Raw genomic sequence first — 21,016 nt, 5'->3', positions numbered from 1 at the left:
TTCGAGGCTCGCTGCGCTCGCACCTCAACCACCGAGAGAGGCGGCGGGTACGACGACGGTGCCGGCGTCCCCGGCGACCGCTGCGGTGATCTGGTCGAGGCTGGTGATGACGCCGGTGCGGCCGGTGGACTCGACGAAGCGGCAGACGGCGTCCACCTTGGGTCCCATCGAGCCGGACGCGAAGTGGCCCTCGTCGGCGTACGCGCGCAGCTCGGCGACGCTCACCCGGCCGAGCGGCTCGGCGTCGGGCTCCCCCCAGCGGACGACCGCGTTGGGCACGTCGGTGGCGATGACGAGGACGTCGGCGCCGGTGGTGTCGGCGAGGAGCGCGGCACCGAGGTCCTTGTCGATGACGGCCTCGACCCCGGCGAGCGAGCCGTCGGGACGTCGTACGTGCGGGATGCCGCCACCACCGTTGGCGACCACCACGAAGCCGGCCTCGATCAGCGCGAGGACGGCCGGGGCGTCGAGGATCTCGCGCGGCTCGGGCGAGGCGACGACACGGCGCCAGCCCTTGTCGCCGCGGTCCTCCCAGGTCTCGCCGTGGCCCATCAGGACCTTCGCCTCGGCTTCGGGGAGGTGGCGGCCGATCGGCTTGGTGGGGGTGGTGAAGCCCTCGTCGTCGGCGTCGACGAGCGTGCGGGTCACGAGGGCCGCGCTGCGCCGGTCGAGCGACCGGGTCGCGAGCTCGCGGTCGAGGGCGTCCATCAGGACGAAGCCGAGGGTGGCCTGCGTCTGGGCGCCGCACCAGTCCAGCGGGACGGGGGGTACGACGCCCGCGGCGAGCTCGTTCTTCACCAGGAGGTTGCCGACCTGGGGTCCGTTGCCGTGGGTGATGACGACGTCGTGGTCGTGCTCGAGGAGACCGGCGACGGCGGCCATCGCCACCTGGGCGGCGGCGATCTGGTCCTCGGGACGCGCCCGCCCGTCGGCGTTCGTCATGGCGTTGCCGCCGAGCGCGAGCAGGACCCTCATGGCGCAACCGTAGTGACCACGGACACCTCCCCCCACCGGCAACAGTTGTCAGGCTGGTGCCGAGTGGCGGGCAGTTCTTGACGACGCCGACGCCCGGTCGCCGATACTGGGCGGGTGGGCGTCCGCAACTACCTCGTCGAAGGGGTCTCGTGCGCCGGCAAGACGACGGTCGCGACCGAGCTCGAGCGCCGTGGGCACCACGTCGTGCACGGCGACCGCGTCCTCGCCTACCGCGGCGACCCGGTGACCGGTGAGCCGGTCGACGGCCACGCCCACGAGCACCACGTCTGGGACGTCGCCGAGGTGCGGCGCATCGTCGCCGACCACGCCACGCCGCGGACGTTCTTCTGCGGTGGGTTGCGGAACTTCGCCCGCTTCATCAGGCTCTTCGACGAGGTGTTCGTGCTGGAGCTCGACCGCGCGACGCTCCTCGAGCGCCTCAGGGCGCGCCCGGCCGACGAGTGGGGTGCGGCGCCGGAGGAGACGGCGCTCGTGCTGCGCCTCCACGAGACCCGGGAGGACATCCCCGCCGACGGCGTCCCGATCGACTCGACCCGGCCGCTCGCCGAGGTCGTCGACGAGATCGAGCGGCTCACCCGCTAGCGGCCGCCGGCCACCCGCAGCGTCGTACCGGTGACGTAGGACGCCTCGTCGGACAGCAGCCACGCCACGGCGTGGGCGACCTCGTCGACGTGCCCGGCGCGACCGAGCGGGACCAAGGGGCCGACCCGTTCCACCCGCCCGGGTTCGCCGGCGTCGCCGTGGATCGTGGTGTCGATGATCCCGGGAGCGACCCCCACGACCCGCACCCCGTCGCGCGCGACCTCCTGCGCGAGGCCGACCGTGAGCGCGTCGACGCCGGCCTTGGCGGCGGCGTACTGGACGTACTCCCCCGGCGACCCGAGCGTCGCGGCACCCGAGCTGATGTTGACCAGGACACCTCCGGAGCCCCCACGCGAGCGGCCTAGCACGCGGACGGCCGCGCGGGCCACGAGCAGCGCCGAGGTGAGGTTGAGGTCGACCGTGGCGCGGACGACGTCCGGCGGGGTGTCCGCGAGCGGACCGATGTGCAGCGTCGCGCCGGCGTTGTTGACCACGGCCGTGAGGTCACCCGCGGCGGCGAACAGGGACTCGATGCCGTCGTCGGTGGTGACGTCGGCCCGGACCGTCGCGCAGGAGACGCCGAGCTCGCGGCACCCGGTCGCCGTACGCGCTGCCGCCGCGTCGTCGCGGGCGTAGCCGAGCACGAGGTCGTGGCCGCTGGCGGCGAGCCGCCGGGCGACGGCCGCGCCGATGCCGCGGGTGCCGCCGGTGACGAGGGTGCGCATGGGAGGTGTCTACCTCACGGCAGGTTCCACCAGGTGTCGAGGCGCGCGACGGCGGGCGTCCCACGGCCCTCGCGGAGCACGCGGGCGAGGCGGAGGAGGTACGCCGCGATGCCGGCGGCGCCCTGCATCCAGCCCACGCCGGGCGGCAGGAGCGGGTCATCGTTGCGGTGCTCGGTGAACCGCCAGCACGCCCGGTCGCCGTCGCCCTCCCGTACGACGATCGCGCGCTCCACGAGGGCGTCGCCGAGCACCTGCGCGAAGACGAGGTCGTCGTCGACGCCGCGCAGCTGCCACGCGTCGAGGACGACGTCGCCCACCCCCGCGGTGCCGCAGCAGCGGCCGTCGTTGTCCCAGAACCCCGGGCGCAGCCGCTCCGGGATCCCGGAGGTGTGCAGGCTGTGCAGGCAGCGACGCTGCCACCGCTCAGGCGACTCGCCCGCGACCTCGCCGACACCGGCACACTCGAGCGCGGTGAAGAGCAGCGAGGTACCGGTCGGGCCGTGGCACCAGCTGTAGGTGACCTCGTCGCGGTCGGGGTCGCGCGGAATGACGTGGGGCAGCACGAAGCCGCCACCGCTCGTGTCGCCGAGGGTCACGAGGTGCTCGGCACCCGACCGGGCGGCCTCGACGAGGTCGGACCGGTCGAGCACGGCGCCGGCGACCGCGAGGGACGCGGCGATCCCGGCCAGGCCGTGCGACCAGTTCGGCATCTGCTGGTCGCCGCGCTCGGCGCGGACGGCCTCGGTGAACCGGTACGGGACGAAGGGCCAGTCCGTCCCGGCCGCGGTCGCCTCGCCCTCCCGCAGCAGCAGGTCGGCGGTCCGGTGGGCGAGGTCGGCCGCACCCGGTGTGCCGCTGCGGTGAGCCCAGACGGCGCCGAGCAGGTTGCCGGCCGTGCCGAGGGTCGCGTCGTTGATCCGGGTGTGGGGCGCGAACCGCGGAGGCACCATCCACGGCTGCTCCCAGCCGTCGTCCTCCATCAGCTCGTCGAGCCGGGCGATCGCGTCCGCGGCTCCGTCGACCCGCAGCGCGGAGAGGACGCCGAGGTCGCTGACCAGGCCGTCGAAGTAGGAGTAGGTCGTCGTGGTGGCGAGGTTGCCCCGGATCCGCGTCGCGATGCCGTCGGCGAGCCGGTGCTCCTCCTCGGTCCACGGCCTGGCCTCGCGCACCTCGGCCAGCACGTGGGCCAGCCCTCCGATGCCGCTGTGCATCCCGTCGCGGTCGTCCTCGGGCGGGCCGCCCTCGTGCGGCACGGACACCGGGATCCACGGACCGCCGTCGTCCCACCTCACCTGGTCGAGCACCCAGCGCCACGCCGCTTCGCCGAGGTCGCCGTACGTCTCGGGAGCGGTCATGCGCCGATCATCGCCTGCTCAGGCCTTGCGAGCGAGGTGCAGCCGGATGTCACCCACCACCTCGACCTCGTCGGGCAGCGCGGCCCGGACCCGGTCGAGGGCGATCCTCCGGGTGTCCGGGGGCAGCACCAGGAAGGCGGAGACCGTCGACATCAGCCCGACGTAGTCCTCGGCGGGCACCGACGTACGGACCTCCAGCACGACCTGGGTGACGTCGGTGAACAGCGGTGAGGCCGACAGCTCGGTGCTGGGCCACTGCAGCTCGCTGTCGGCAGGCGTGCCGTCCGGCGGCGGCACCACGATGTCGCCCACCCACGGCGACTGCGCCTCGCGCAGGGCGTCGCCGACGGCCGGGTCCGCGAGGTCCCGCGGCGCCCCGAACGACGCGAACACCCCGCCCGGCTCCAGCAGGGCGGCCATCCGCTCCCACCGGCCCTCGGGCCGGGTCCAGTGCAGCGCGGCCGCCGCGTAGACCAGGTCGTAGGTCGTGCCCAGCGGGAGCTCCTCGAACGGCGCCTGCACCCTCCGCACCGTGCCGGGCACGTGCCGCACCAGCTCGGCGAGCATGGCGGCGTCCGGGTCGCTCGCCGTGACCCGCAGGCCGTGCGCAGCGAACACGCGCGTCGCCTTGCCCGTGCCGGCGCCGATCTCCAGCGCGGTCGCGACGGGTCGCCCGGCGAAGGCCAGCACCTCCGCCACCACGTCGTCCGGGTAACCGGGTCGGTAGCGCTCGTAGTCGGCCGCGACCGATCCGAAGGTCAGGGCTCGCTCGGTCACGAGCCGATCATGGCAGGCCGAGGAGGCCCCGCAGGACACGCGTGCCGACGGGCAGTCCGTGCTGGTCGTAGTAGACGAACATCGCCGACAGCCAGGGATGCAGGCCGGGGTCGTCGACCTGACGCGCCGGGATGCCCGCCTCGGCGGCGAGCTCGCGCACCGTTGCGAGGCGGGTGGCGAGCTCGTAGGTCGCGCCGACGTGGCCGTCCTCCGTCAGCACGAGGGCTGCGACCCTGCCGAGGTCGGCGAGGTCGAGGAACCCGAACGGCACGTCCAGGGAGTAGGGCACCTCGACCTGGCCGGTGAGGTCGAGGTTCTGCAGGTAGGCGCCCGGCTGGAGGATCGTCCAGTCGAGCCCGGAGCGCCGGACGAGGTCCTCGCTGACGGCCTTGCCCACGTGGTGGGGCATCGCCGGGACGTAGGGCGAGGCGACCGAGTGGTAGACGACCCGCCCGACCCCGGCCTCGCCGAGCGCGCGCAGGACGTCGGCGACGTAGGCCGGCTCGTCGGGGTGCAGGTTCGGCGCGATGACGTACGACGCCTCGCACCGGGCCACCGCCGAGGACAGGTCGGCCCAGTCGGCGCGTCCGAGCGGCACTGCCGCGGCACCGCGGTCGGCGAGGGCCGCGCCCACCGCACGACCCGTCTTGCCGTGCCCACCGACGACCGCGACCTGCATGCTCAGACCTTGTCGACCTTGTCGACCTCGGCGAACGCGGCTCCGTCGGCGAGCGACGAGTAGCCGGGGCCGCGGTCGAAGAACGCGTCGTCCTCCTTGCTCCACGCCGGCCGTGAGCCACGTTCGGCGGTCGTCGCGTCGGCGTCGTACGCCAGGTCGCCGGCATCCCGCGAGCCGGTCAGCACGACGCCGTAGTCGCGCAGCGCGGCCTCCGCCGAGACCTTGCCCCAGACGACGTCGCGGACGACGAGCTCGGGGTCGCGGGCCAGCGGGTCGCCCCAGCCGCCGCCACCCGTCGTACGGATGCGGACGACCTGTCCGGCCTTGATCTCCTCGGCGTCGGCGAGGGCGTCCACCTCCCGCTCGTCGCGGCCGCCCGGGTCGATGACGACCTGGAACGGCGCGCCCGCCTTGCCGCCGCGCACGCCCCAGCAGGCCAGGATCGAGCGGTCCGCGATGGACATGAAGTGCCCGTCCTTGAGCATCCGGATGTGCTTCTCGTAGCCGAGGCCGCCGCGGAACTCCCCCGCGCCGCCGGAGTCCACGGCCAGGCCGAGGCGCTCGACGATGAACGGGAACCGCGACTCCGTGAACTCGGTCGGCAGGTTCCGGGAGTCGGGCACGACGTGGATGGTGTCCTCACCGTCGGCGTAGTAGCGGCCACCGGAGCCGCCGCCGAGCACCTCGCGCATGAGGTAGTCGTTGCCGTCGAGGTCCTTGCCGTAGACGCCGGTGTAGCGGATCGTCTCCTGGTCGGCCGGCATCTTGCCGTCGACCGCCTTGGCCACGACCCCGGCGAGGACGCCGAGCAGCCGCAGGATCACGAACGTGCGGGCGTTGGTCGGGCCGGGGTGGATCGGCGTGAGCAGCGTGCCCTTCTCGGGGAAGCGCATCTCGATCAGCGGCACGATGCCCTCGTTGACGTCCAGCTCGGCCATCCGCTCAGGGGTGTCGGCGAGGTTGCGCAGGATGGGCGCGAGCCACTTCTTGAGGAAGTTGCCGCCGACGTAGTCGCCGCAGTGGTTGATCGGGCCCTTGGCCTGCGCACTGGTGCCGGTGAAGTCGATGATCAGCCGCGGCCCGGCGGGGCGACCGTTCTCGGGATCGGCCGGGGCGTCGCTCACCTTGGTCAGCGTGATCCGCTGGGTGTGCAGCTGCGGCTCGTCGACGCCGTCGTGCTCGGCGTAGTCCTCCCAGACATAGGTGCCGTCGGGGATCTTCGACAGGATCTCGCGCCGGTAGGTCTCGGTGGTGGTGTCGAGGATCGCGTCGAACGACGTCTCGATCGCCTCACGCCCGTAGCGCTCGAACAGCTCGCCGAGCCGGCGCGCGCCCATCAGGCAGGCCGAGCACTCCGCGTCGAGGTCGGCGGCGAGGCTGTCGGGCATCCGCGAGTTGCGCGTCATGATCCGCAGCGCCGACCTGTTCGGTACGCCGGCGTCCCACAGCTTGATCGGCGGGACGGCAAGCCCCTCCTCGTAGACCGTGGTCGCGATGCTGGGCATGGAGCCCGGCACCGCACCGCCGATGTCGTCGTGGTGGCCGAAGGCCTGCACGAACGCGACGACCTCGCCCTCGTGGAAGACCGGCACGGTCACGCAGAGGTCGGGCAGGTGGCCGATGCCGCCCTCGGACTCGTAGACGTCGTTGTGGAAGAAGACGTCGCCCTCGCGCATCTCCTCGATCGGGTAGTCGCGCACGATCGGGTGCACGAGCGCGCTGTAGGAGCGACCAGTGAGCTTGCGCAGCTGGCGGTCGTGGATGCCGGCGCGGAAGTCGTGCGCGTCACGGATCATCGGGCTGCGCGAGGTCCGCCCGATCGCGGTCTCGACCTCCATCTCGACGCTCGCGAGCGTGCCCTGGACGATCTCGACGAGGATCGGGTCGACGCTCGAGCCCTCGGGAGTAAGGCGGCCGCCGTGCTCGTAGGACGTCGGCAGGCCGGCCGGGTTGACCGGCTTGGCGGTGACGTAGGCGGGGTCGACTGCGGCCATCACGCCAGCTCCTTCTTCATGGCGACCTTCCGGATCACGAGGTTGGCCCAGTCGTCGACCACGACCTCGAAGCCGGGGTGGACGGGGATCGTCGAGCCGAACTCCTCGACGATGGCGGGGCCGCTGAAGGTGTCACCGGCACCGAGGTCGGTGCGCCATATGACCGGGGTGTCGACGTAGCCCGCGTCGGGGTCGAAGCAGACGCGCCTGCTCCCCCGGACCGCGCGGTCGATGCCGCCGTCGGCCTTGCCCAGCGTCGGGATCTCCGGACGCGTGATCGGCCCGATTCCGGTGACGCGGAGGTTGACCCACTCGACCTGCTGGGTCGCGTCGCCGCGGAAGTCGTAGCCGTAGAGCTGGTGGTGCTCGGCGTGGAAGGCCTCGGCCACCTGGTCGACGTACGCCGCGTCGACGCTCTGCCCGTCCATGGCCTCGGGTGCGGCGACGCGCACCTCGAAGGCCTGCCCGACGTAGCGCACGTCGATGGTCCGCTGGAAGCGGTGGTCCTCGGGCGCGAAGCCCTCCTTGGCCAGCGCCTCACGCGCGCGGTCGGTGAGGTCGTCGAGGATCCCCTGCACGGCCGCGTGGTCGAGCACCGACTCCTTCGCGACGTGGGTCTGCACGTAGTCGTTCTTCACGTCGACGGTCAGCAGCCCGAACGCGGAGACGTTGCCCGGGTTGGGAGGTACGACGACCCCGGCCAGGTCGAGGATGTCGACGAGCCGGCAGGCCAGCAGCGAGCCGGAGCCGCCGAAGGTGGTCAGCATGAAGTCGCGCACGTCGAGGCCGCGCTTGACCGAGACCTGGCGCAGCGCGTTGGCCTGGTTCCACGCGGAGATCTCCAGGATGCCGGTGGCGCAGCGCTCGAAGTCGAGGCCGAGCTGGTCGGCGAGCTGCTGGATGCCGGTGCGGGCCGCCTCGACGTCGAGCGGGATCTCGCCACCGAGCAGGTGGGGAGGGATCCGGCCGAGCGTGACGTGGGCGTCGGTGATCGTCGGCTGGGTGCCGCCCTTGGCGTAGCAGAGCGGACCGGGGTCGGCGCCGGCCGAGTGGGGGCCGACCTTGAGCGAGCCCTCGGGCGAGAGCCAGGCGATCGAGCCCCCGCCCGCACCGACGGTGACGACGTCGATCATCGGGATCTTGCTCGGGTAGGCGCCGACGGTGCCCTCGGTGGTGAGGGTCGGCTCGCCGTCGAGGACGACGGACACGTCGGTCGACGTACCGCCGCCGTCGCAGGTGAGGATCCTCGGGAAGCCGGCGACCTTGGCGATCAGGGCGGCGCCGAGCGCGCCGGCCGCCGGGCCGGAGAGCACGGTGGTGATCGGCTGGTGCACGACCTCGTCGGCCGACAGCACGCCGCCGTTGGACTTCATCACGTAGAACGGGATGACGTTGCCGGTTCTGTCCCCACCGGTGAAGGTCACGAGCCGCTGCGAGATGTTGGTGACGTAACGGCTGACGTTGGGCTTCACGGCCGCGTCGACGAGCGTGGTCATCGACCGCTCGTACTCACGGTACTCGCGCAGCACCTCGCTCGAGATCGACACGACCGCCTCGGGGTGCTCGCGGCGCAGGATCTCGCGCATCCGCAGCTCGTGCTCGTCGTTGGCGTAGGCGTGGAGCAGGCAGACGCCGATCGTGGTGATGCCCTGCTCGCGGAACCAGCGCGCCGCGGCGACCGCGGCGTCCTCGTCGAAGGGTCGCACCTCGGCGCCGGTGAAGTCGAGTCGGCCCCCGACGGTGCGGACCCGGTCGGCCGGCACGATCCGGTCGGGCTTCACCCAGAAGTAGGAGTTGCCGTAACCGTCCGGCACCGACTGGCGAGCGATCTCGAGCATGAACTCGTAGCCCTCGGTGGTGATGAAGCCGAGCGCCTCGACCTTGCCCTCGAGCAGCTTGTTGGTCGCGACCGTGGTGCCGTGCGAGACGGCGGTGATGTCGCTGCCCTCCGCGCCGACGATCTCCAGGATCTTCTCGATGCCGGCGATGAAGCCGTCGGCCGGGTTGCCCGGCGTGCTCGGGGTCTTGGTGGTGACCAGCTCGCCCGAGTCCTCGTCGAAGGCCACGACGTCGGTGAACGTGCCCCCGGTGTCGATCCCGATCCTGATCCGCCGCTGCGCCATGGGGACGATTCAACCGAGTCCGGCGTGGCGGCGACCACGGCAGACATTGCCGACGAAACCCGGATCCGTCGGCAAACCCTGCGGCTCGGCGTGGCAGTTCGATCGCGGGACCGTCAGCAGGCCCGTCAGCAGATCCGTCACAGGTCGAGGTGCGCGCCGATGCCGTCCGGCGAGGCGCCGAGGACGCCTCCGAGCACGCCGACCAGCGCCGCCACGAGGAGGATGCTCGTGAGCGGAGGCGGGTCGGGGCGACGCGCGGCATGCCACGAGAACCACTCGGTGCGCGAGAAGCGGTCGAGCAGGAGGAGCTGGAGCAGCGACAGTCCCAGGAGGGCGGCGCCGGCCGCGGTCCAGCCGTCGTTGACGAGGTCGAAGAGCGCGGCCACGGCGCTCGCCACCAGGAGCAGGACGACGAGCCAGAAGCGCACCCATCGCGCCCGCATGACGCCGTGGGACACGAACGTCACCACGACCACGCCGGCCAGGATCGAGAGCGGCCACGCCGAGTCGTCCTGCGGGCCACGCTCCGCCAGCGCGATGACCTGCCCTGCCACGAAGGACCAGGCGAGCGCCCACGCGCTGGTCGGCACGGCCGGCCAGCCCGGCGTCGGGGGCGCGTCCACCGTCGTGCTCATGGGCGGATGGTGCCAGTCCCGGACCCCGGCCGACCCCGGACGCGCCCGAAATGGCCGAAGGGCCCTTGGCGGTATGAGCGTCAAGGGCCCTTCGTGATGTCCAGGTCGCCGAAGCGTCCGGGTCATCGGGTGATCTCTCTGGTGATGTCCTGATCGATCGCTCCCTCCGTCGGATCCCAGTCACCACATCACCCGGTGTCTGCGACGCCTCCCCAGCGAGCTGGTTCGTCGTCGTGCGGATCGTCCTTCCGGAGCCATCCCGCCTCCCCTTGCGGGGTTGCGTAGGAGAGTTCTATGCCCGCGGCGACAGCCACGCAAGAGCTTGCGGGAAGGTATTTCCACATACCTCGGGTTCCGGCGCGTCCTGCACAGATCAGGCGTGGTTCATCCCCAGCCCGGACGCAGTTCTCCACACCTCCGTCCACAGGAGCCGGTCAGGCGAGGAGCTCCTCGACGGCGGCCGCCACCTCGAGCAGCTGCCGGTCGGCCCCGTGCCGGGCGACGAGCTGGACGCCCACGGGCAACCCGTCCGACGTACGGCCCGCAGGCACCGAGATCGCGGGGCAGCCGGTGACGGTGATGAAGTACGCCGACCGCATCCACGCGAGGTAGTCCGGCATCTGCTCGCCGTTGATGGTCTCCGGGAACTCTTGCTCCACCGGGAACGGCGGCACCTGGGAGGTCGGCAGCAGCAGCACGTCGTGGTCGCCGAAGAAGAGCCGCATGGTCTCCGCGAGGGCCGTCCGCTGGGTGTAGGCGCGGGCGACGTCGGCGCCGGTGAGCGGCTCGCCGGCGCGGATGTTGGCCTCGAGCGACGGCTTGAACGACGTCGGGTGCTCGGCGAGGAGCCGGCCCAGCTTGGCCTGGAAGTGCCACGCCCGCAGGGTGCGGAAGGTGTCGTCGGCGAGCGAGAGGTCGGGGTGGGTCCCCACGACCGAGGCACCGCCGTCGGACAGCCGCGACGCCGTGGCCCGTACGACGTCCGCGACCTCGTGGTCGACCACGAAGGAGCCGCCGAGGTCGACGCTCGTCGCCACGCGCAGCCCGGCGACCGAAGCCGGCGCGAGCGGCGGGGCGACCGACGTGCCCGGGTCACCGAGCGCCAGGGGGGCGCGCGGGTCGGGTCCGGCGACCACGGAGAGCAACAGGGCGAGGTCGCCGACGTTGCGCGCCATCGGTCCGCCGACCGACGTCGTCTCCCACTGGTTGTAGAGCGGCCACTCCGGCACGCGGCCCAGCGACGGCCGCATCCCCACCACGCCGCAGAAGGACGCCGGGTTGCGCAGCGACCCCCCCATGTCCGAGCCGTCGGCCAGCGGGACCATCCCGGAGGCGAGCGCGCACGCCGCTCCCCCGCTGGAGCCACCCGCCGAGCGCGACGGGTCGATCGGGTTGCGGGTGACGCCGAAGACGGTGTTGAACGTGTGGGACCCCGCCGCGAACTCCGGCACGTTGGTCTTGCCGACGAAGACCGCCCCTGCCTGGCGGATCCGCTCGACGAGCAGGTCGTCGTGGTCGGCCACGGCGTCGGCGAAGATCGGTGAGCCGTACGTCGTCCGCCACCCGTCGAGCGCGTGGGTGTCCTTCACGGCGAACGGCAGGCCGTGCAGCGGGCCGAGCTCCTCGCCGGACGCCTGCGCCTGGTCGGCGACGGCCGCCGCCGCGCGGGCGCGCTCGGCGTCAAGCGACACGATCGCGTTGAGCTCGGGGTTGCGCTCGCCGATCCGGTCGAGGTGCAGCTCGAGCAGCTCCGCGGCCGAGATCGCGCCGGACCGGACGGCCGCGGCCTGGTCCCGGGCGGTGGAGTCGACGGTGAGGTCGCTCACCGGCTCAGCGCCGACGGCCGAAGATGCCGCCGACGACGACGCCGAGCACCACCAGCCCGGCACCGACCGCGACACCCGTCAGGAACTCCTGCCGCGACCCGGCGGCCGGCGTGGGAGCCGGAGCGGTGAAGACCTGCCCGGGCTCGGGGTCTCGTGACGGGCGCTGCGCGCCCTCCTCGACCAGCGGAGCGGCTGCCCCGCTCCCCTTGATCACGGCGTCGACGTTGCCGAAGAACTCCCCCGCCATCCGCCGCGAGACCGACGTCAGCATCCGCTGGCCGACGCCGCCGATCATGCCGCCGACGACGGCGTCGGCGTCGTAGGAGACCCGCGTCGAGGAGCCCTCGGGGGTGAAGCGCACGTTGACGGTCGCGCCGATCGTGCCGGGCGCACCTGCGCCGTCGAGCTTCATCACCAGCGACTCGTGCTCGACGAGGTCGCGCAGCTCGCACGAGCCGGCGTAGGTCCCCTTGATCGACGCGACACCGGCGGTGACGGTCATGGCGTAGGCGTTCTCACCGGTCGCCTCGAGCCGCTCGCAGCCGGGGATCGTGCGGACCAGCACGGCCGGGTCGAGGAGGGCGTCCCACGCCCGGTCGACGGGGGCGTCCAGGACGTTCTCTCCGGTGAACTTCATCGGGTCTCCTCAGTCAAGAAGTGTGGTTTCGAGGCTCGCTGCGCTCGCACCTCAACCACCGAGTGCATCGTTTGCGTGCGCGAGGCGCAGCTCGAAGAGCTCGGAGGGCGAGATCGGCATCGCCGTGATCGGGAAGCCTTCTGCGTCCTCGATGGCCGCCGCGAAGACCGCGGCCGACGGGATCACGCCCGCCTCGCCGGCGCCCTTGATGCCGAGCGGGTTGAGCGGCGACGGGGTCTCGAGGTGGTCGATGTCGATGGTCGTCGGGACCTCGGTGACGTAGGGCATCAGGAAGTCCATGAACGAGGCGTTGAGCAGCTGGCCCGAGTCGTCGTACGCCATCCGCTCGTAGAGCGCGCCGCCGACGCCCTGGGCGACGCCGCCGTGGATCTGGCCCTCGACGATCATCGGGTTGATCAGGTGGCCGCAGTCGTGGACGACTGCGTACTTGAGGATCGTGATCTCGGCGGTGTCCGGATCGGTCTCGACGATGACGGCGTGCATGCCGTTGGCGAAGGTCGAGCGCGCGGGCGAGTAGAAGTCCTTGCCCTCGAGGCCGGGCTCGTCGTCCTCGGCGACCGGCGGCTTGCCGGGATCGCCGACCGAGAACTGGGTGGCGGCCTTGGACGCCTCGTCGAAGGCGTAGCGCAGCGGGTTGGACAGCACCGCGACGGTGCCGAGGTCGATCGAGGCGTCGGTGCCGCGGACGCTGACGACGCCGTCGACGATCTCGAGGTCGTCCTCCGACGCCTCGAGCGCCTCGGCGGCGATCCGCAGCGCCTTCTCCTTGGCACGCAGGGCGGCGAGGTGGATCGCCGAACCGCTCATCACCGCCGCGCGGGAGGCGAAGGTGCCCACGGCGTACGGCATCTTGCGGGTGTCGCCGGTGGTGATCTCGACGTCCTCGAAGCGCACGCCGAGGGTGTCGGCGACGATCTGCGCGAACGCGGTCTGGTGGCCCTGGCCCTGGGTGGTCAGACCGGTCGCGACCTTGACCTTCCCGGAGGTCTCGACGTGCACGTGGGCGCCCTCGTAGGGGCCGACGCCGGTGCCCTCGACGTAGCAGGCCAGGCCGATGCCGACCCGCCTCCCCTGCGCGGCCATCTCGGCGCGAAAGTCCTCGAACTCGTCCCAGCCGACCAGCTGCTTGAGCTTGGCCAGCGACGCCGGGTAGTCGCCCGAGTCGTAGGTGAGCTCGCGCCCGTCCTGGAAGACGAGCCCGTGCTCGTAGGGGAACTCGTCGGGCTGGATGAAGTTCGTGCTGCGCACCTCGGTGCGGTCCTTGCCGAGGTAGGCCGCGATCGCGTCCATCGTCCGCTCCATCACGAAGCAGCCCTGCGGCCGGCCAGCGCCGCGGTAGGGCGTGACGATCACCGTGTTGGTGTAGAGCGACTCGAAGGCGACGCGGTAGTTCTGCGGCTTGTAGGGGCCGAGCAGCTGCGTCGAGGTGATGATCGGGACGATCAGCCCGTAGGGCGTGTAGGCGCCGTGGTCGTGCCAGAACTCGACATTGAGCCCGAGCACGCGGCCGTCGTCGTCGAAGCCGACCTCGACGTGGTGCTGCTGTGCGCGCTCGTGGGCGGAGGAGATGAAGTGCTCGCGACGGTCCTCGGTGAACTTCACCGGTCGGCCGAGCGTCATCGCCGCCAGCGGGACGAGCAGCTCCTCGGGCCACGGGTGGTTGATCTTCACGCCGAAGCCGCCACCGACGTCGGGCGTCACCACGTCGACCTTCGCCAGGTCCAGGCCGAGCTTGGCGGCGACGCAGCCGCGCACGCCGGTCGACGTCTGCGTCGACGACCACACCGTCAGGCGGGACGTGTCGGGGTCCCACCTGGCCACCGTGCCGCGGCCCTCCATCGGCGTGCAGGCCGAGCGCTCGACGTCGAGCTCCAGGGTCAGCGTGTGCGGGGCGGCGGCGATCGCGGCACGGGCGTCGCCGTTCTCCTGCTCCATCCGCGCACCCACGTTGTCCGGTACGTCGTCGTGCACGACGCGGGCGGCCGCCCGGGCCGCGGCGATGCCGACCACCGGCTCGAGCTGCTCGTAGTCGACACGGATCCGCGCGACCGCGTCCTCCGCGACGTAGCGGTCGACCGCGACGACGAACGCGATCGCCTCCCCGACGTAGTTGACCTCGTCCTTCGCCAGCGCGTACTGCGTACGGCCGTGCGTCAGCGTCGGGTGCGGGATCAGCAGCGGCAGCGGCTCGGCCATCGCACCGGCCAGGTCGTCGTAGGTCCACACCGCGACGACACCGTCGACGTCGAGCACGTCGGAGACGTCGATGTCGAGGATGCGGGCGTGCGCGTGCGGCGAGCGGAGCACCGCGGAGTGCAGCAGCCGCGGGTCGTCGTGCAGCAGGTCGTCGACGTAGCGGCCCTGGCCGCGCAGGAAGCGCTGGTCCTCGACCCGCGGGACCTTGGCCCCGAACAGCTTGGTGGTCACTGCTGCCCTCCGTCGCTGGTTGAGGTGTGAGCGGAGCGAGCCTCGAAACCGATCTCCGCGGCCCGCAACACCGACCTCACGATGTTCTGGTAGCCCGTGCAGCGGCAGAGGTTGCCGGCGATCATCTCGCGCGCCTCGTCCTCGGTCGGGTCGGGGTTGTCACGCAGCCCCGCGGTGATCGTGGTGAGGAACCCCGGCGTGCAGAACCCGCACTGGAGGCCGTGGCAGTCGGAGAAGCCCTGCTGCACCGGGGACAGCGAGCCGTCCGGCTCGGTGAGTCCTTCGACCGTCGTGATCTCGGCGTCGACCGCGGACACGGCGAACATCAGGCAGGACCGCACCGGCTGGCCGTCGACCAGCACGGTGCACGCGCCGCACACGCCGTGCTCGCAGCCGACGTGCGTGCCGGTCAGGCCGCAGTCGTGGCGCAGCGCGTCGGAGAGCAGCCGCCGGGCCGGCACCTGCACCTCGTGCACGGAGCCGTTGACGTGCAGCCGGACGTCGTGGAGCTCTTCGGGGGTGCTCACTGCTTCTTCCTCTGGGCCGATCGCTCGCGGGCGTGGTGGATCGCGTCGGCGAGGACGCGGGGGGTCAGGACCTTGACCAGGTGGGCGCGGTAGGCCGCCGTGGCGTGGATGTCGTCGGTGGGCTCGAGCTCCGCGAGCGCCGCCGCGGCCGGGTCGTCGAGGGCGTCGGTGACGTCGACGACGACGGGCACGTCGCTGACCGAGACGTAGCCCAGGCGGGCGCCGGTGACCTCACCGCCTTCGGTCTGCACGACCGCGGCGACGCCGACCAGCGCGTAGTCGCCGTGGCGGCGTGCGATCTCCTGGAAGGCGACCCCGCCGCCGTCGGGCAGGGAAGGGAAGAACGCCTCGAGGGCGATCTCGTCGTGGGCGAGCGTGGACTCGAGGGGACCGGCGAACAGCTCGGCCGCGGGGACCGTACGACGACCGCGCACCGACGCGACGTCCACCGATCCCTCCAGCAGCCGCAGCACCATCGGCATCTCGGCCGCGGCGTCGGCGTGCACGATCGAGCCGACGGTGGTCCCGCGGTTGCGGATCGTCGGATGTGCCACGTGGGACAGCGCCAGCGCGAGCAGGGGCTGGACCTGCGCCGCCTCGGCGGACGCGAGGACGTGGGCGTGGCGGGCGAGGGCGCCTATCCGGACCCCGGCCTCGTCCCCCTCGGAGGAGGCCGTGACGTGGTCGAGGTCCGGCAGGGCGTTGATGTCGACGAGCATCGACGGAGCCGCGAGCCGCATGGACAGCAGCGGGACGAGCGACTGACCGCCTGCCAGCACCTTCGCCCCCGGCTCCCCCGCGAGGGCCGCGAGGGCCTCGTCGAGAGTTGCTGGTCGCCGGAAGGCGAAGGGTGCTGGCTTCACGGTCTACCGGGTCCCGTCGGTGTTCTTGTGCGTGCCGGTCGTGCCGTGGTCACCCTCGGGGTGGCTGAGGTTGCGGGTGACGGCGCCCGAGGTCGCGGCACCGCGGCCGTTCACCAGGTGGAAGAAGACGATGACCAGGATCGTGCCGAGCGCGATGCCCCCGAGCTGGAAGTCGTCACCGAAGGTGAGCGTCACGCCGCCGATGCCGGCGATGATGCCGCCGGCGAGGCCGACCATGTTCACCGGGTTGCCGAAGTCGACGTTGTTCTCGACCCAGATCTTCGCGCCCACGAGGCCGATCATCCCGTAGAGGACAACCGTGATCCCGCCGAGGACGCCGCCGGGCGTCGCGTTGACGATCGCGCCGAACTTCGGGCAGAGCCCCAGCAGGATGGCCACGGCCGCGGCGACGTAGTAGGCCGCGGTCGAGTAGACCCGCGTCGCGCCCATGACCCCGATGTTCTCGGCGTAGGTCGTGGTGGGCGAGCCACCGAAGGCGCTGGCGAAGGCGGTCGCGATGCCGTCCGCTCCGATGGCACGGCCCATGTAGGGGTCGAGGTTCTCTCCCGTCATCTCTGCCACGGCCTTCACGTGACCGGTGTTCTCCGCGACGAGCGCGATCACGCCGGGGAGGACGAGGAGGATGGCGGTCAGCGAGAACGACGGACCGTGGACGACGGAGACACCGTCGGAGAGGGTGCCGCTCGGCAGACCGATCCAGTCGGCGGCCTTCACACCCGCCCACGAGACACGGTCGTGCTCGGTCGCCTCGGTCGCGCCGCCCAGGACCGAGGTGATCGGGCCGAAGACGAGGTCGGCGAACCACGACAGCAGGTAGCCGAAGATGAGCGCCAGGAACACCGCGATGCGCGACCAGAAGCCGGGCAGCGCCACGGCGGCGAACACCATGAAGGCGGCGGTCAGCAACGCGACCCACTGGTCCTGGGGCCAGTAGATGCCGGCGACGACCGGCGCGAGGTTGAAGCCGATGAGCATGACCACCGCGCCGGTGACGGCCGGTGGCAGCACCTTGTGGATCAGCTCGGCGCCTGCGAAGTGGACGAGCACCCCGACCGCGGCGAGCACGAGGCCGCCGACGAGGATGGCGCCGGTGACGTACGACGAGTCGTTGCCCTCGTCGAGCGCGCGGATCGCCGCGACGGAGGCCACGAACGACGCGCTCGTGCCGAGGTAGCTGGGCACGCGGTTCTGCACGATGAGCAGGAAGAGGATCGTGCAGAGACCCGAGAACATGATCGCGAGGTTGGCGTCGAGCCCCATGACGAGCGGGAAGACGAAGGTCGCGCCGAACATGGCCACGACGTGCTGGGCACCCAGACCGATGGTCTTGCCCCACGGCAGGCGCTGGTGCGGGAGCACCGCCTCACCCGGTCCGGGATCGACCACGTCCCACTTGAACATCGACATGTGCAGGCCTCCAGATTCGCAGGGGTGGTTACCCGAGAAGCCACAAACTAGTGCGCCACATCTCACACCCTCACTGGCGACATCTGCCGAAGGAACGCCGGTGCGGATGACAAGTTCTTGGGCGGTTCGGCCGCGCCACTAGCCTGCGTGCATGGCCGCGCCTCTCACCGTCGACGACTGGCCGGTGGCGCCGATCCGCACCGCCCGGCTCGTGCTGAGGCCGCCGGAGGCGCGCGACCGCGACGCCTTCCTCGACCTCGGCTCCGACCCCGAGGTCAACCGCCACCTCGGTGGTGGTCGCGACCGCGCCGAGCTCGACGCCGAGCTGCCCGAGGTGCCGGCAGACCGACCCGGCCAGTTCGTGGTCGATCACGACGGGGAGCTCGTCGGCTGGGTCGGCCTGGGTCGCCGCGACCCGTCGCGCCCCGGGGCCGGGCACCCGGACCTGGAGATCAGCTGGGTCACCTCCCGCTCCGCCTGGGGCCACGGCTACGCCACCGAGGCGGCCGCCGCCGTCCTCGCCTGGGCCGACACGGTCCTCGCCGAGCCGGTGATCGTGTGCACGCAGGTCGCCAACGAGCCGTCGCTGGCGCTCGCCGGACGGCTCGGGTTCACCGAGCTCGCGCGGTTCGAGGAGTTCGGCGCCGAGCAGTGGTTCGGCGTACGGCCCCCTGGCGGCCAGCGATCCGCGAATCGTCAAGGAACATCGAAGATTTGTCCTAGGGTGCCGTAACGGCAGCGTCGGCCTCGCCGCTGAACGTGTGACGAGGTGTGGCGGACGAGCCGCACCACCACCACCCGGGAGCAGCCCATGACCCTCACCACCCGTATCGCCGGCGCTGCCGCGTCGGCCGCGATCACCCTCGCCTGCTTCAGCATGCCGGCCACCGCCGACGACACGACCACGGACCCGGCGACCGAGCCCTGTGCCACGCAGCAGGCGCAGGTCGACAAGGCCACCACCGCACTCGAGCGCGTGACCGCGGTCTTCGCCCGTCAGCAGGAGCGCGTCGAGGCCAAGGCCGAAGCCGTCGAGAAGGCCGCCCCCGGTCGCGAGAAGGCCGCCGCGAAGAAGGCCCTCGCCGCCGCTCGCAAGGCCACGGCCGAGACCAAGGTGACCAAGCGCGCCCAGCAGATGCGCCTCGCCAAGGCCACCGAGCGCCTGACCGCCTGCGAGGCCGCCCAGCCTCCGGCCACGGAGACTCCCGCGCCGATGTGACCTCGACGCGGGACGTCATGCGGACGGGCCCAACGCTGGTCCCGTCCGTATGACGTCCGGCGACACGTGCCTGACCTAGCCGACGATCTCCAGCGCGCGCAGGGCCACGGCGACGTCGAGGCGGAGGTGCGGGTCGGTGGCGACCGGCCCCAGCAGGCGCTGCAGCTTGCCGACCCGGTAGCGCATCGTGTTGTAGTGGAAGAACTGCGCGCGGGCGGCCTCCGCGACGTTGAAGTTCGTGTCGAGCAGCACCTGCAGCGTCTCGCGCAGGTCGGCCGCCTCCGGGGTCCGCTCGGCGAGCGGGCCGAGCACGTCGGAGGCGAACGCCGTCAGCTCGGCGCCGTCCGGCACCAGGGCGAGCAGCCGGTGCAGGCCGAGCTGGTCGAACCGCGTCACCGATCCCCCGCCGTGCACGCGGCGGCCGATCTCCACCGAGCGCTGCGCCTGCCGGAAGGCCTCCGGGAGCTCGCTCAGGTCGTGGGCCACCCGGCTCACGCCGGCCGAGAACGCGATCCGGCCGCCGCCGCGGTCGCCGCGCACCGCCTGCACGATCCGGTCGACGGCGGCCTGGCTCGCGGCGGCGCTCGCCCCCGGCTCGATCGGCACGAGCGTCACGACCTCGCGGCTGAAGGCCACCGACGCGATGCTCTCGTCCACCGTCGCCGCGACCTGTCGCCAGGCGTTGGCGAACCGGTCCTGCCACGCCCGCCGCTCGGTGGGCCCGGGCGCCAGGGCGGCGATCGCATCCGGGTCGAGGACCGCCACGACGACCACCACGGGACGGTCGAGGTGCCAGCCGAAGGCCTGGGCGTGCTCGGCGATGTCGTCGTCCTCGCCGGCACGGCCGAGGAACACGTCGCGCAGGAAGTCACCGCGGTACTTGTTCTCCACCGCGGTGATCGCCTCGACGCGGGTCACGAGCAGCGCGGCCACGATCGCCGCACGCTCGAGCGCGTGCACGTCGGAGGAGTGGATCCGGCCGTCGAGGCGCACCGCCACCAGCCGCGCGAGGTCGACGCCGGCCGCGACCACGCGACGTACGAGCGCCTCGCCCTGGCCCACCGGGGAGCCCTCGGGGTCGATCCGCTCGACCCGCACCCGGCCCGACGGGTCGAGCATGTCGGCCTCTGCAAGGGCCGCGCGCTGGGCCTCGTCGAGGTGTGCCGCGCGCTCCCGGCCATCGGTCGAGGTGAACACCACGCCGCAGCCCAGCGCGTCGCCCACGGCCCCGGCGATCGCGGCGAGGTCGCCGCCCTCGAGCACGATGTGGGTGAGCGCGGTGTGGAGGGCGTCCGCCCGCTCCAGCGCGGCGACGGCCTCGGGGTCACTTATCAAGTCTTGGCCCACTTGTGCCTCTTCCCTGTCACAAACTCACATCGGAGGAGTGTGACACGGGCCGCTAGCGTCTGACGAGTGATCCCCCGCCCGGTCCCGCGCCAGGTGCCGGTGGCCGCACCCTCGCGCGTGCACCAGCGGCTCCTCGACGCCGCTGACGGACCGCGCGAGGTGCTCCACGCGAGTGCCACGGCGATCTACGTCGACCTCGACGGCTGGTGCCTCGGGCTCGTCTCCGCGACCGCGACCCGCGTGCCCTGCGCCCTGTGGTCGACGCTCCCGGACCTGACGCCGTACGCCCGCAGCGCGGTCGCTGTCCGCGACGGGAGCCTGCACGTCGGCCGCGACCGGATGCGCGTCACCCGGCTCAGCGACCCCCGCTCCACCGCGGTCGGACGTCATGAGCCGTCGGCGAGCGCCGTTCCCATGACGTCCGCCTTCGACCTGCCTGCTGACGGACGACTCACCGCGGTTCATCTGGACCGCCTGCTCGGCCGCGGCCCCGGACTGACCCCGCTCGGCGACGACGTGCTTGCCGGCTGGTTCACCACCCGGGCCGCGCTCGGCGCCCCGGACGCCTCGCTCGCCGGTGCCGTCCGACGTCGCCTCGGTGTCACCACGCTGCTCTCCGCGACGTTGCTCGACTGCGCGATCCGCGGCGAGGCGCTGCCCCAGCTCACCGCCTGGCTGGCCGACCCGTCGCCCGCCACCCGCCGCGCCCTGCTCGCGGTCGGCGCCACGTCCGGCGCCGGGCTGCTCACCGGCGCCTCCCTGGCGCTGGCCTCCGTCTCCACCGACATCCCCGGGAGGGCCGCATGACCACACCCCTCGACGTTCTTCTCCCCCGCTTCGCTCCTCCGAACAACG

19 protein-coding genes are annotated in these 21,016 nt (G+C 72.3%); 4 read left to right on the top strand and 15 right to left on the bottom strand.

Features of this window, described 5'->3' with window-relative positions; genetic code table 11:
• Nucleotides 1-24: 24 nt before the first annotated feature.
• Nucleotides 25-975 (bottom strand): carbamate kinase, encoded by a 951-nt coding sequence (locus L2K70_RS19805; protein ID WP_236405076.1) that lies wholly within the window; start codon nucleotides 973-975, stop codon nucleotides 25-27.
• A 114-nt stretch (nucleotides 976-1,089) separates the two neighbouring features.
• On the opposite strand from L2K70_RS19805, the gene L2K70_RS19800 reads away from it, so the two are divergent.
• Complete coding sequence (locus L2K70_RS19800; protein ID WP_236405074.1) at nucleotides 1,090-1,578, top strand: AAA family ATPase; 489 nt, start codon at nucleotides 1,090-1,092, stop codon at nucleotides 1,576-1,578.
• Here the strand turns inward: L2K70_RS19800 and L2K70_RS19795 are convergent.
• The 13 genes from L2K70_RS19795 to L2K70_RS19735 all read right to left on the bottom strand — a co-directional run bounded on the left by L2K70_RS19795 (nucleotide 1,575) and on the right by L2K70_RS19735 (nucleotide 17,595).
• Nucleotides 1,575-2,303, bottom strand: coding sequence for an SDR family oxidoreductase (locus L2K70_RS19795; protein ID WP_236405072.1), 729 nt, complete (start codon nucleotides 2,301-2,303; stop codon nucleotides 1,575-1,577). The genes L2K70_RS19800 and L2K70_RS19795 overlap by 4 nt on opposite strands.
• A 14-nt stretch (nucleotides 2,304-2,317) precedes the next feature.
• Complete coding sequence (locus tag L2K70_RS19790) at nucleotides 2,318-3,658, bottom strand: lanthionine synthetase LanC family protein (protein ID WP_236405071.1); 1,341 nt, start codon at nucleotides 3,656-3,658, stop codon at nucleotides 2,318-2,320.
• Between the two features lie 18 nt (nucleotides 3,659-3,676).
• Nucleotides 3,677-4,435, bottom strand: a complete 759-nt coding sequence (locus L2K70_RS19785) for a class I SAM-dependent methyltransferase (protein ID WP_236405070.1) — start codon at nucleotides 4,433-4,435, stop codon at nucleotides 3,677-3,679.
• A gap of 7 nt (nucleotides 4,436-4,442) precedes the next feature.
• Complete coding sequence (locus L2K70_RS19780) at nucleotides 4,443-5,114, bottom strand: SDR family oxidoreductase (RefSeq protein WP_236405069.1); 672 nt, start codon at nucleotides 5,112-5,114, stop codon at nucleotides 4,443-4,445.
• 2 nt (nucleotides 5,115-5,116) lie between these two features.
• Nucleotides 5,117-7,108, bottom strand: a complete 1,992-nt coding sequence (locus L2K70_RS19775; protein ID WP_236405068.1) for a hydantoinase B/oxoprolinase family protein — start codon at nucleotides 7,106-7,108, stop codon at nucleotides 5,117-5,119.
• Nucleotides 7,108-9,231 carry a hydantoinase/oxoprolinase family protein gene (locus tag L2K70_RS19770; RefSeq protein WP_236405067.1) on the bottom strand — a complete coding sequence of 708 codons (2,124 nt, stop codon included), beginning with the start codon at nucleotides 9,229-9,231 and terminating at the stop codon, nucleotides 7,108-7,110. The genes L2K70_RS19775 and L2K70_RS19770 overlap by 1 nt, the downstream gene beginning before the upstream one ends.
• Nucleotides 9,232-9,368: 137 nt before the next feature.
• Nucleotides 9,369-9,866, bottom strand: a complete 498-nt coding sequence (locus tag L2K70_RS19765; protein WP_236405066.1) for a hypothetical protein — start codon at nucleotides 9,864-9,866, stop codon at nucleotides 9,369-9,371.
• 434 nt (nucleotides 9,867-10,300) lie between these two features.
• Nucleotides 10,301-11,692 carry an amidase gene (locus L2K70_RS19760; RefSeq protein ID WP_236405065.1) on the bottom strand — a complete coding sequence of 464 codons (1,392 nt, stop codon included), beginning with the start codon at nucleotides 11,690-11,692 and terminating at the stop codon, nucleotides 10,301-10,303.
• Nucleotides 11,693-11,696: 4 nt separating this feature from the next.
• A complete protein-coding gene (locus L2K70_RS19755) occupies nucleotides 11,697-12,329 on the bottom strand; it encodes an SRPBCC family protein (protein ID WP_236405064.1) in 633 nt (210 codons plus the stop codon).
• Between the two features lie 51 nt (nucleotides 12,330-12,380).
• Nucleotides 12,381-14,777, bottom strand: coding sequence for an aerobic carbon-monoxide dehydrogenase large subunit (cutA, locus tag L2K70_RS19750; protein WP_236405063.1), 2,397 nt, complete (start codon nucleotides 14,775-14,777; stop codon nucleotides 12,381-12,383).
• Complete coding sequence (locus L2K70_RS19745; protein WP_236405061.1) at nucleotides 14,774-15,304, bottom strand: (2Fe-2S)-binding protein; 531 nt, start codon at nucleotides 15,302-15,304, stop codon at nucleotides 14,774-14,776. Before L2K70_RS19745 ends, cutA begins: the two co-directional genes overlap by 4 nt.
• Nucleotides 15,301-16,167 (bottom strand): FAD binding domain-containing protein, encoded by an 867-nt coding sequence (locus L2K70_RS21830; protein WP_236405059.1) that lies wholly within the window; start codon nucleotides 16,165-16,167, stop codon nucleotides 15,301-15,303. The genes L2K70_RS19745 and L2K70_RS21830 overlap by 4 nt, the downstream gene beginning before the upstream one ends.
• A 3-nt stretch (nucleotides 16,168-16,170) precedes the next feature.
• Nucleotides 16,171-17,595 (bottom strand): uracil-xanthine permease family protein, encoded by a 1,425-nt coding sequence (locus L2K70_RS19735; RefSeq protein ID WP_236405057.1) that lies wholly within the window; start codon nucleotides 17,593-17,595, stop codon nucleotides 16,171-16,173.
• A 151-nt stretch (nucleotides 17,596-17,746) separates the two neighbouring features.
• On the opposite strand from L2K70_RS19735, the gene L2K70_RS19730 reads away from it, so the two are divergent.
• Together L2K70_RS19730 and L2K70_RS19725 are read left to right on the top strand one after the other, a co-directional pair.
• Nucleotides 17,747-18,328 carry a GNAT family N-acetyltransferase gene (locus tag L2K70_RS19730; protein WP_236405055.1) on the top strand — a complete coding sequence of 194 codons (582 nt, stop codon included), beginning with the start codon at nucleotides 17,747-17,749 and terminating at the stop codon, nucleotides 18,326-18,328.
• 78 nt (nucleotides 18,329-18,406) lie between these two features.
• Nucleotides 18,407-18,814: a hypothetical protein gene (locus L2K70_RS19725; protein ID WP_236405053.1), complete on the top strand. Its 408-nt coding sequence runs from the start codon at nucleotides 18,407-18,409 to the stop codon at nucleotides 18,812-18,814.
• 75 nt (nucleotides 18,815-18,889) lie between these two features.
• Here L2K70_RS19725 and L2K70_RS19720 read toward each other — a convergent pair whose 3' ends face one another.
• Entirely contained in the window at nucleotides 18,890-20,149 is a 1,260-nt protein-coding gene (locus tag L2K70_RS19720; RefSeq protein ID WP_236405051.1) for a PucR family transcriptional regulator, read from the bottom strand.
• A 78-nt stretch (nucleotides 20,150-20,227) separates the two neighbouring features.
• Between L2K70_RS19720 and L2K70_RS21825 the strand changes: the two genes are divergently transcribed.
• On the top strand, nucleotides 20,228-20,968 hold the full coding sequence (locus L2K70_RS21825) for an oxamate carbamoyltransferase subunit AllH family protein (protein ID WP_236405049.1): 741 nt from the start codon (nucleotides 20,228-20,230) through the stop codon (nucleotides 20,966-20,968).
• Nucleotides 20,969-21,016 lie beyond the last annotated feature (48 nt).

This window comes from Nocardioides potassii (genome assembly GCF_021648885.1).
Taxonomy (GTDB): Bacteria; Actinomycetota; Actinomycetes; order Propionibacteriales; family Nocardioidaceae; genus Nocardioides; species Nocardioides potassii.
The sequence above is the reverse complement of the archived record's forward strand: the minus strand, read 5'-3'. Positions and strand labels throughout refer to the sequence as shown.

Bases quoted from the DNA above. Each gene is read 5' to 3' on its own strand.
- L2K70_RS19805 (WP_236405076.1), bottom strand. From the start codon at position 975: ATGAGGGTCCTGCTCGCGCTCGGCGGCAACGCCATGACGAACGCCGAC.
- L2K70_RS19795 (WP_236405072.1), bottom strand. From the start codon at position 2,303: ATGCGCACCCTCGTCACCGGCGGCACCCGCGGCATCGGCGCGGCCGTC.
- L2K70_RS19790 (WP_236405071.1), bottom strand. From the start codon at position 3,658: ATGACCGCTCCCGAGACGTACGGCGACCTCGGCGAAGCGGCGTGGCGC.
- L2K70_RS19780 (WP_236405069.1), bottom strand. From the start codon at position 5,114: ATGCAGGTCGCGGTCGTCGGTGGGCACGGCAAGACGGGTCGTGCGGTG.
- L2K70_RS19775 (WP_236405068.1), bottom strand. From the start codon at position 7,108: ATGGCCGCAGTCGACCCCGCCTACGTCACCGCCAAGCCGGTCAACCCG.
- L2K70_RS19770 (WP_236405067.1), bottom strand. From the start codon at position 9,231: ATGGCGCAGCGGCGGATCAGGATCGGGATCGACACCGGGGGCACGTTC.
- L2K70_RS19765 (WP_236405066.1), bottom strand. From the start codon at position 9,866: ATGAGCACGACGGTGGACGCGCCCCCGACGCCGGGCTGGCCGGCCGTG.
- L2K70_RS19755 (WP_236405064.1), bottom strand. From the start codon at position 12,329: ATGAAGTTCACCGGAGAGAACGTCCTGGACGCCCCCGTCGACCGGGCG.
- L2K70_RS19735 (WP_236405057.1), bottom strand. From the start codon at position 17,595: ATGTCGATGTTCAAGTGGGACGTGGTCGATCCCGGACCGGGTGAGGCG.
- L2K70_RS19730 (WP_236405055.1), top strand. From the start codon at position 17,747: ATGGCCGCGCCTCTCACCGTCGACGACTGGCCGGTGGCGCCGATCCGC.
- L2K70_RS19725 (WP_236405053.1), top strand. From the start codon at position 18,407: ATGACCCTCACCACCCGTATCGCCGGCGCTGCCGCGTCGGCCGCGATC.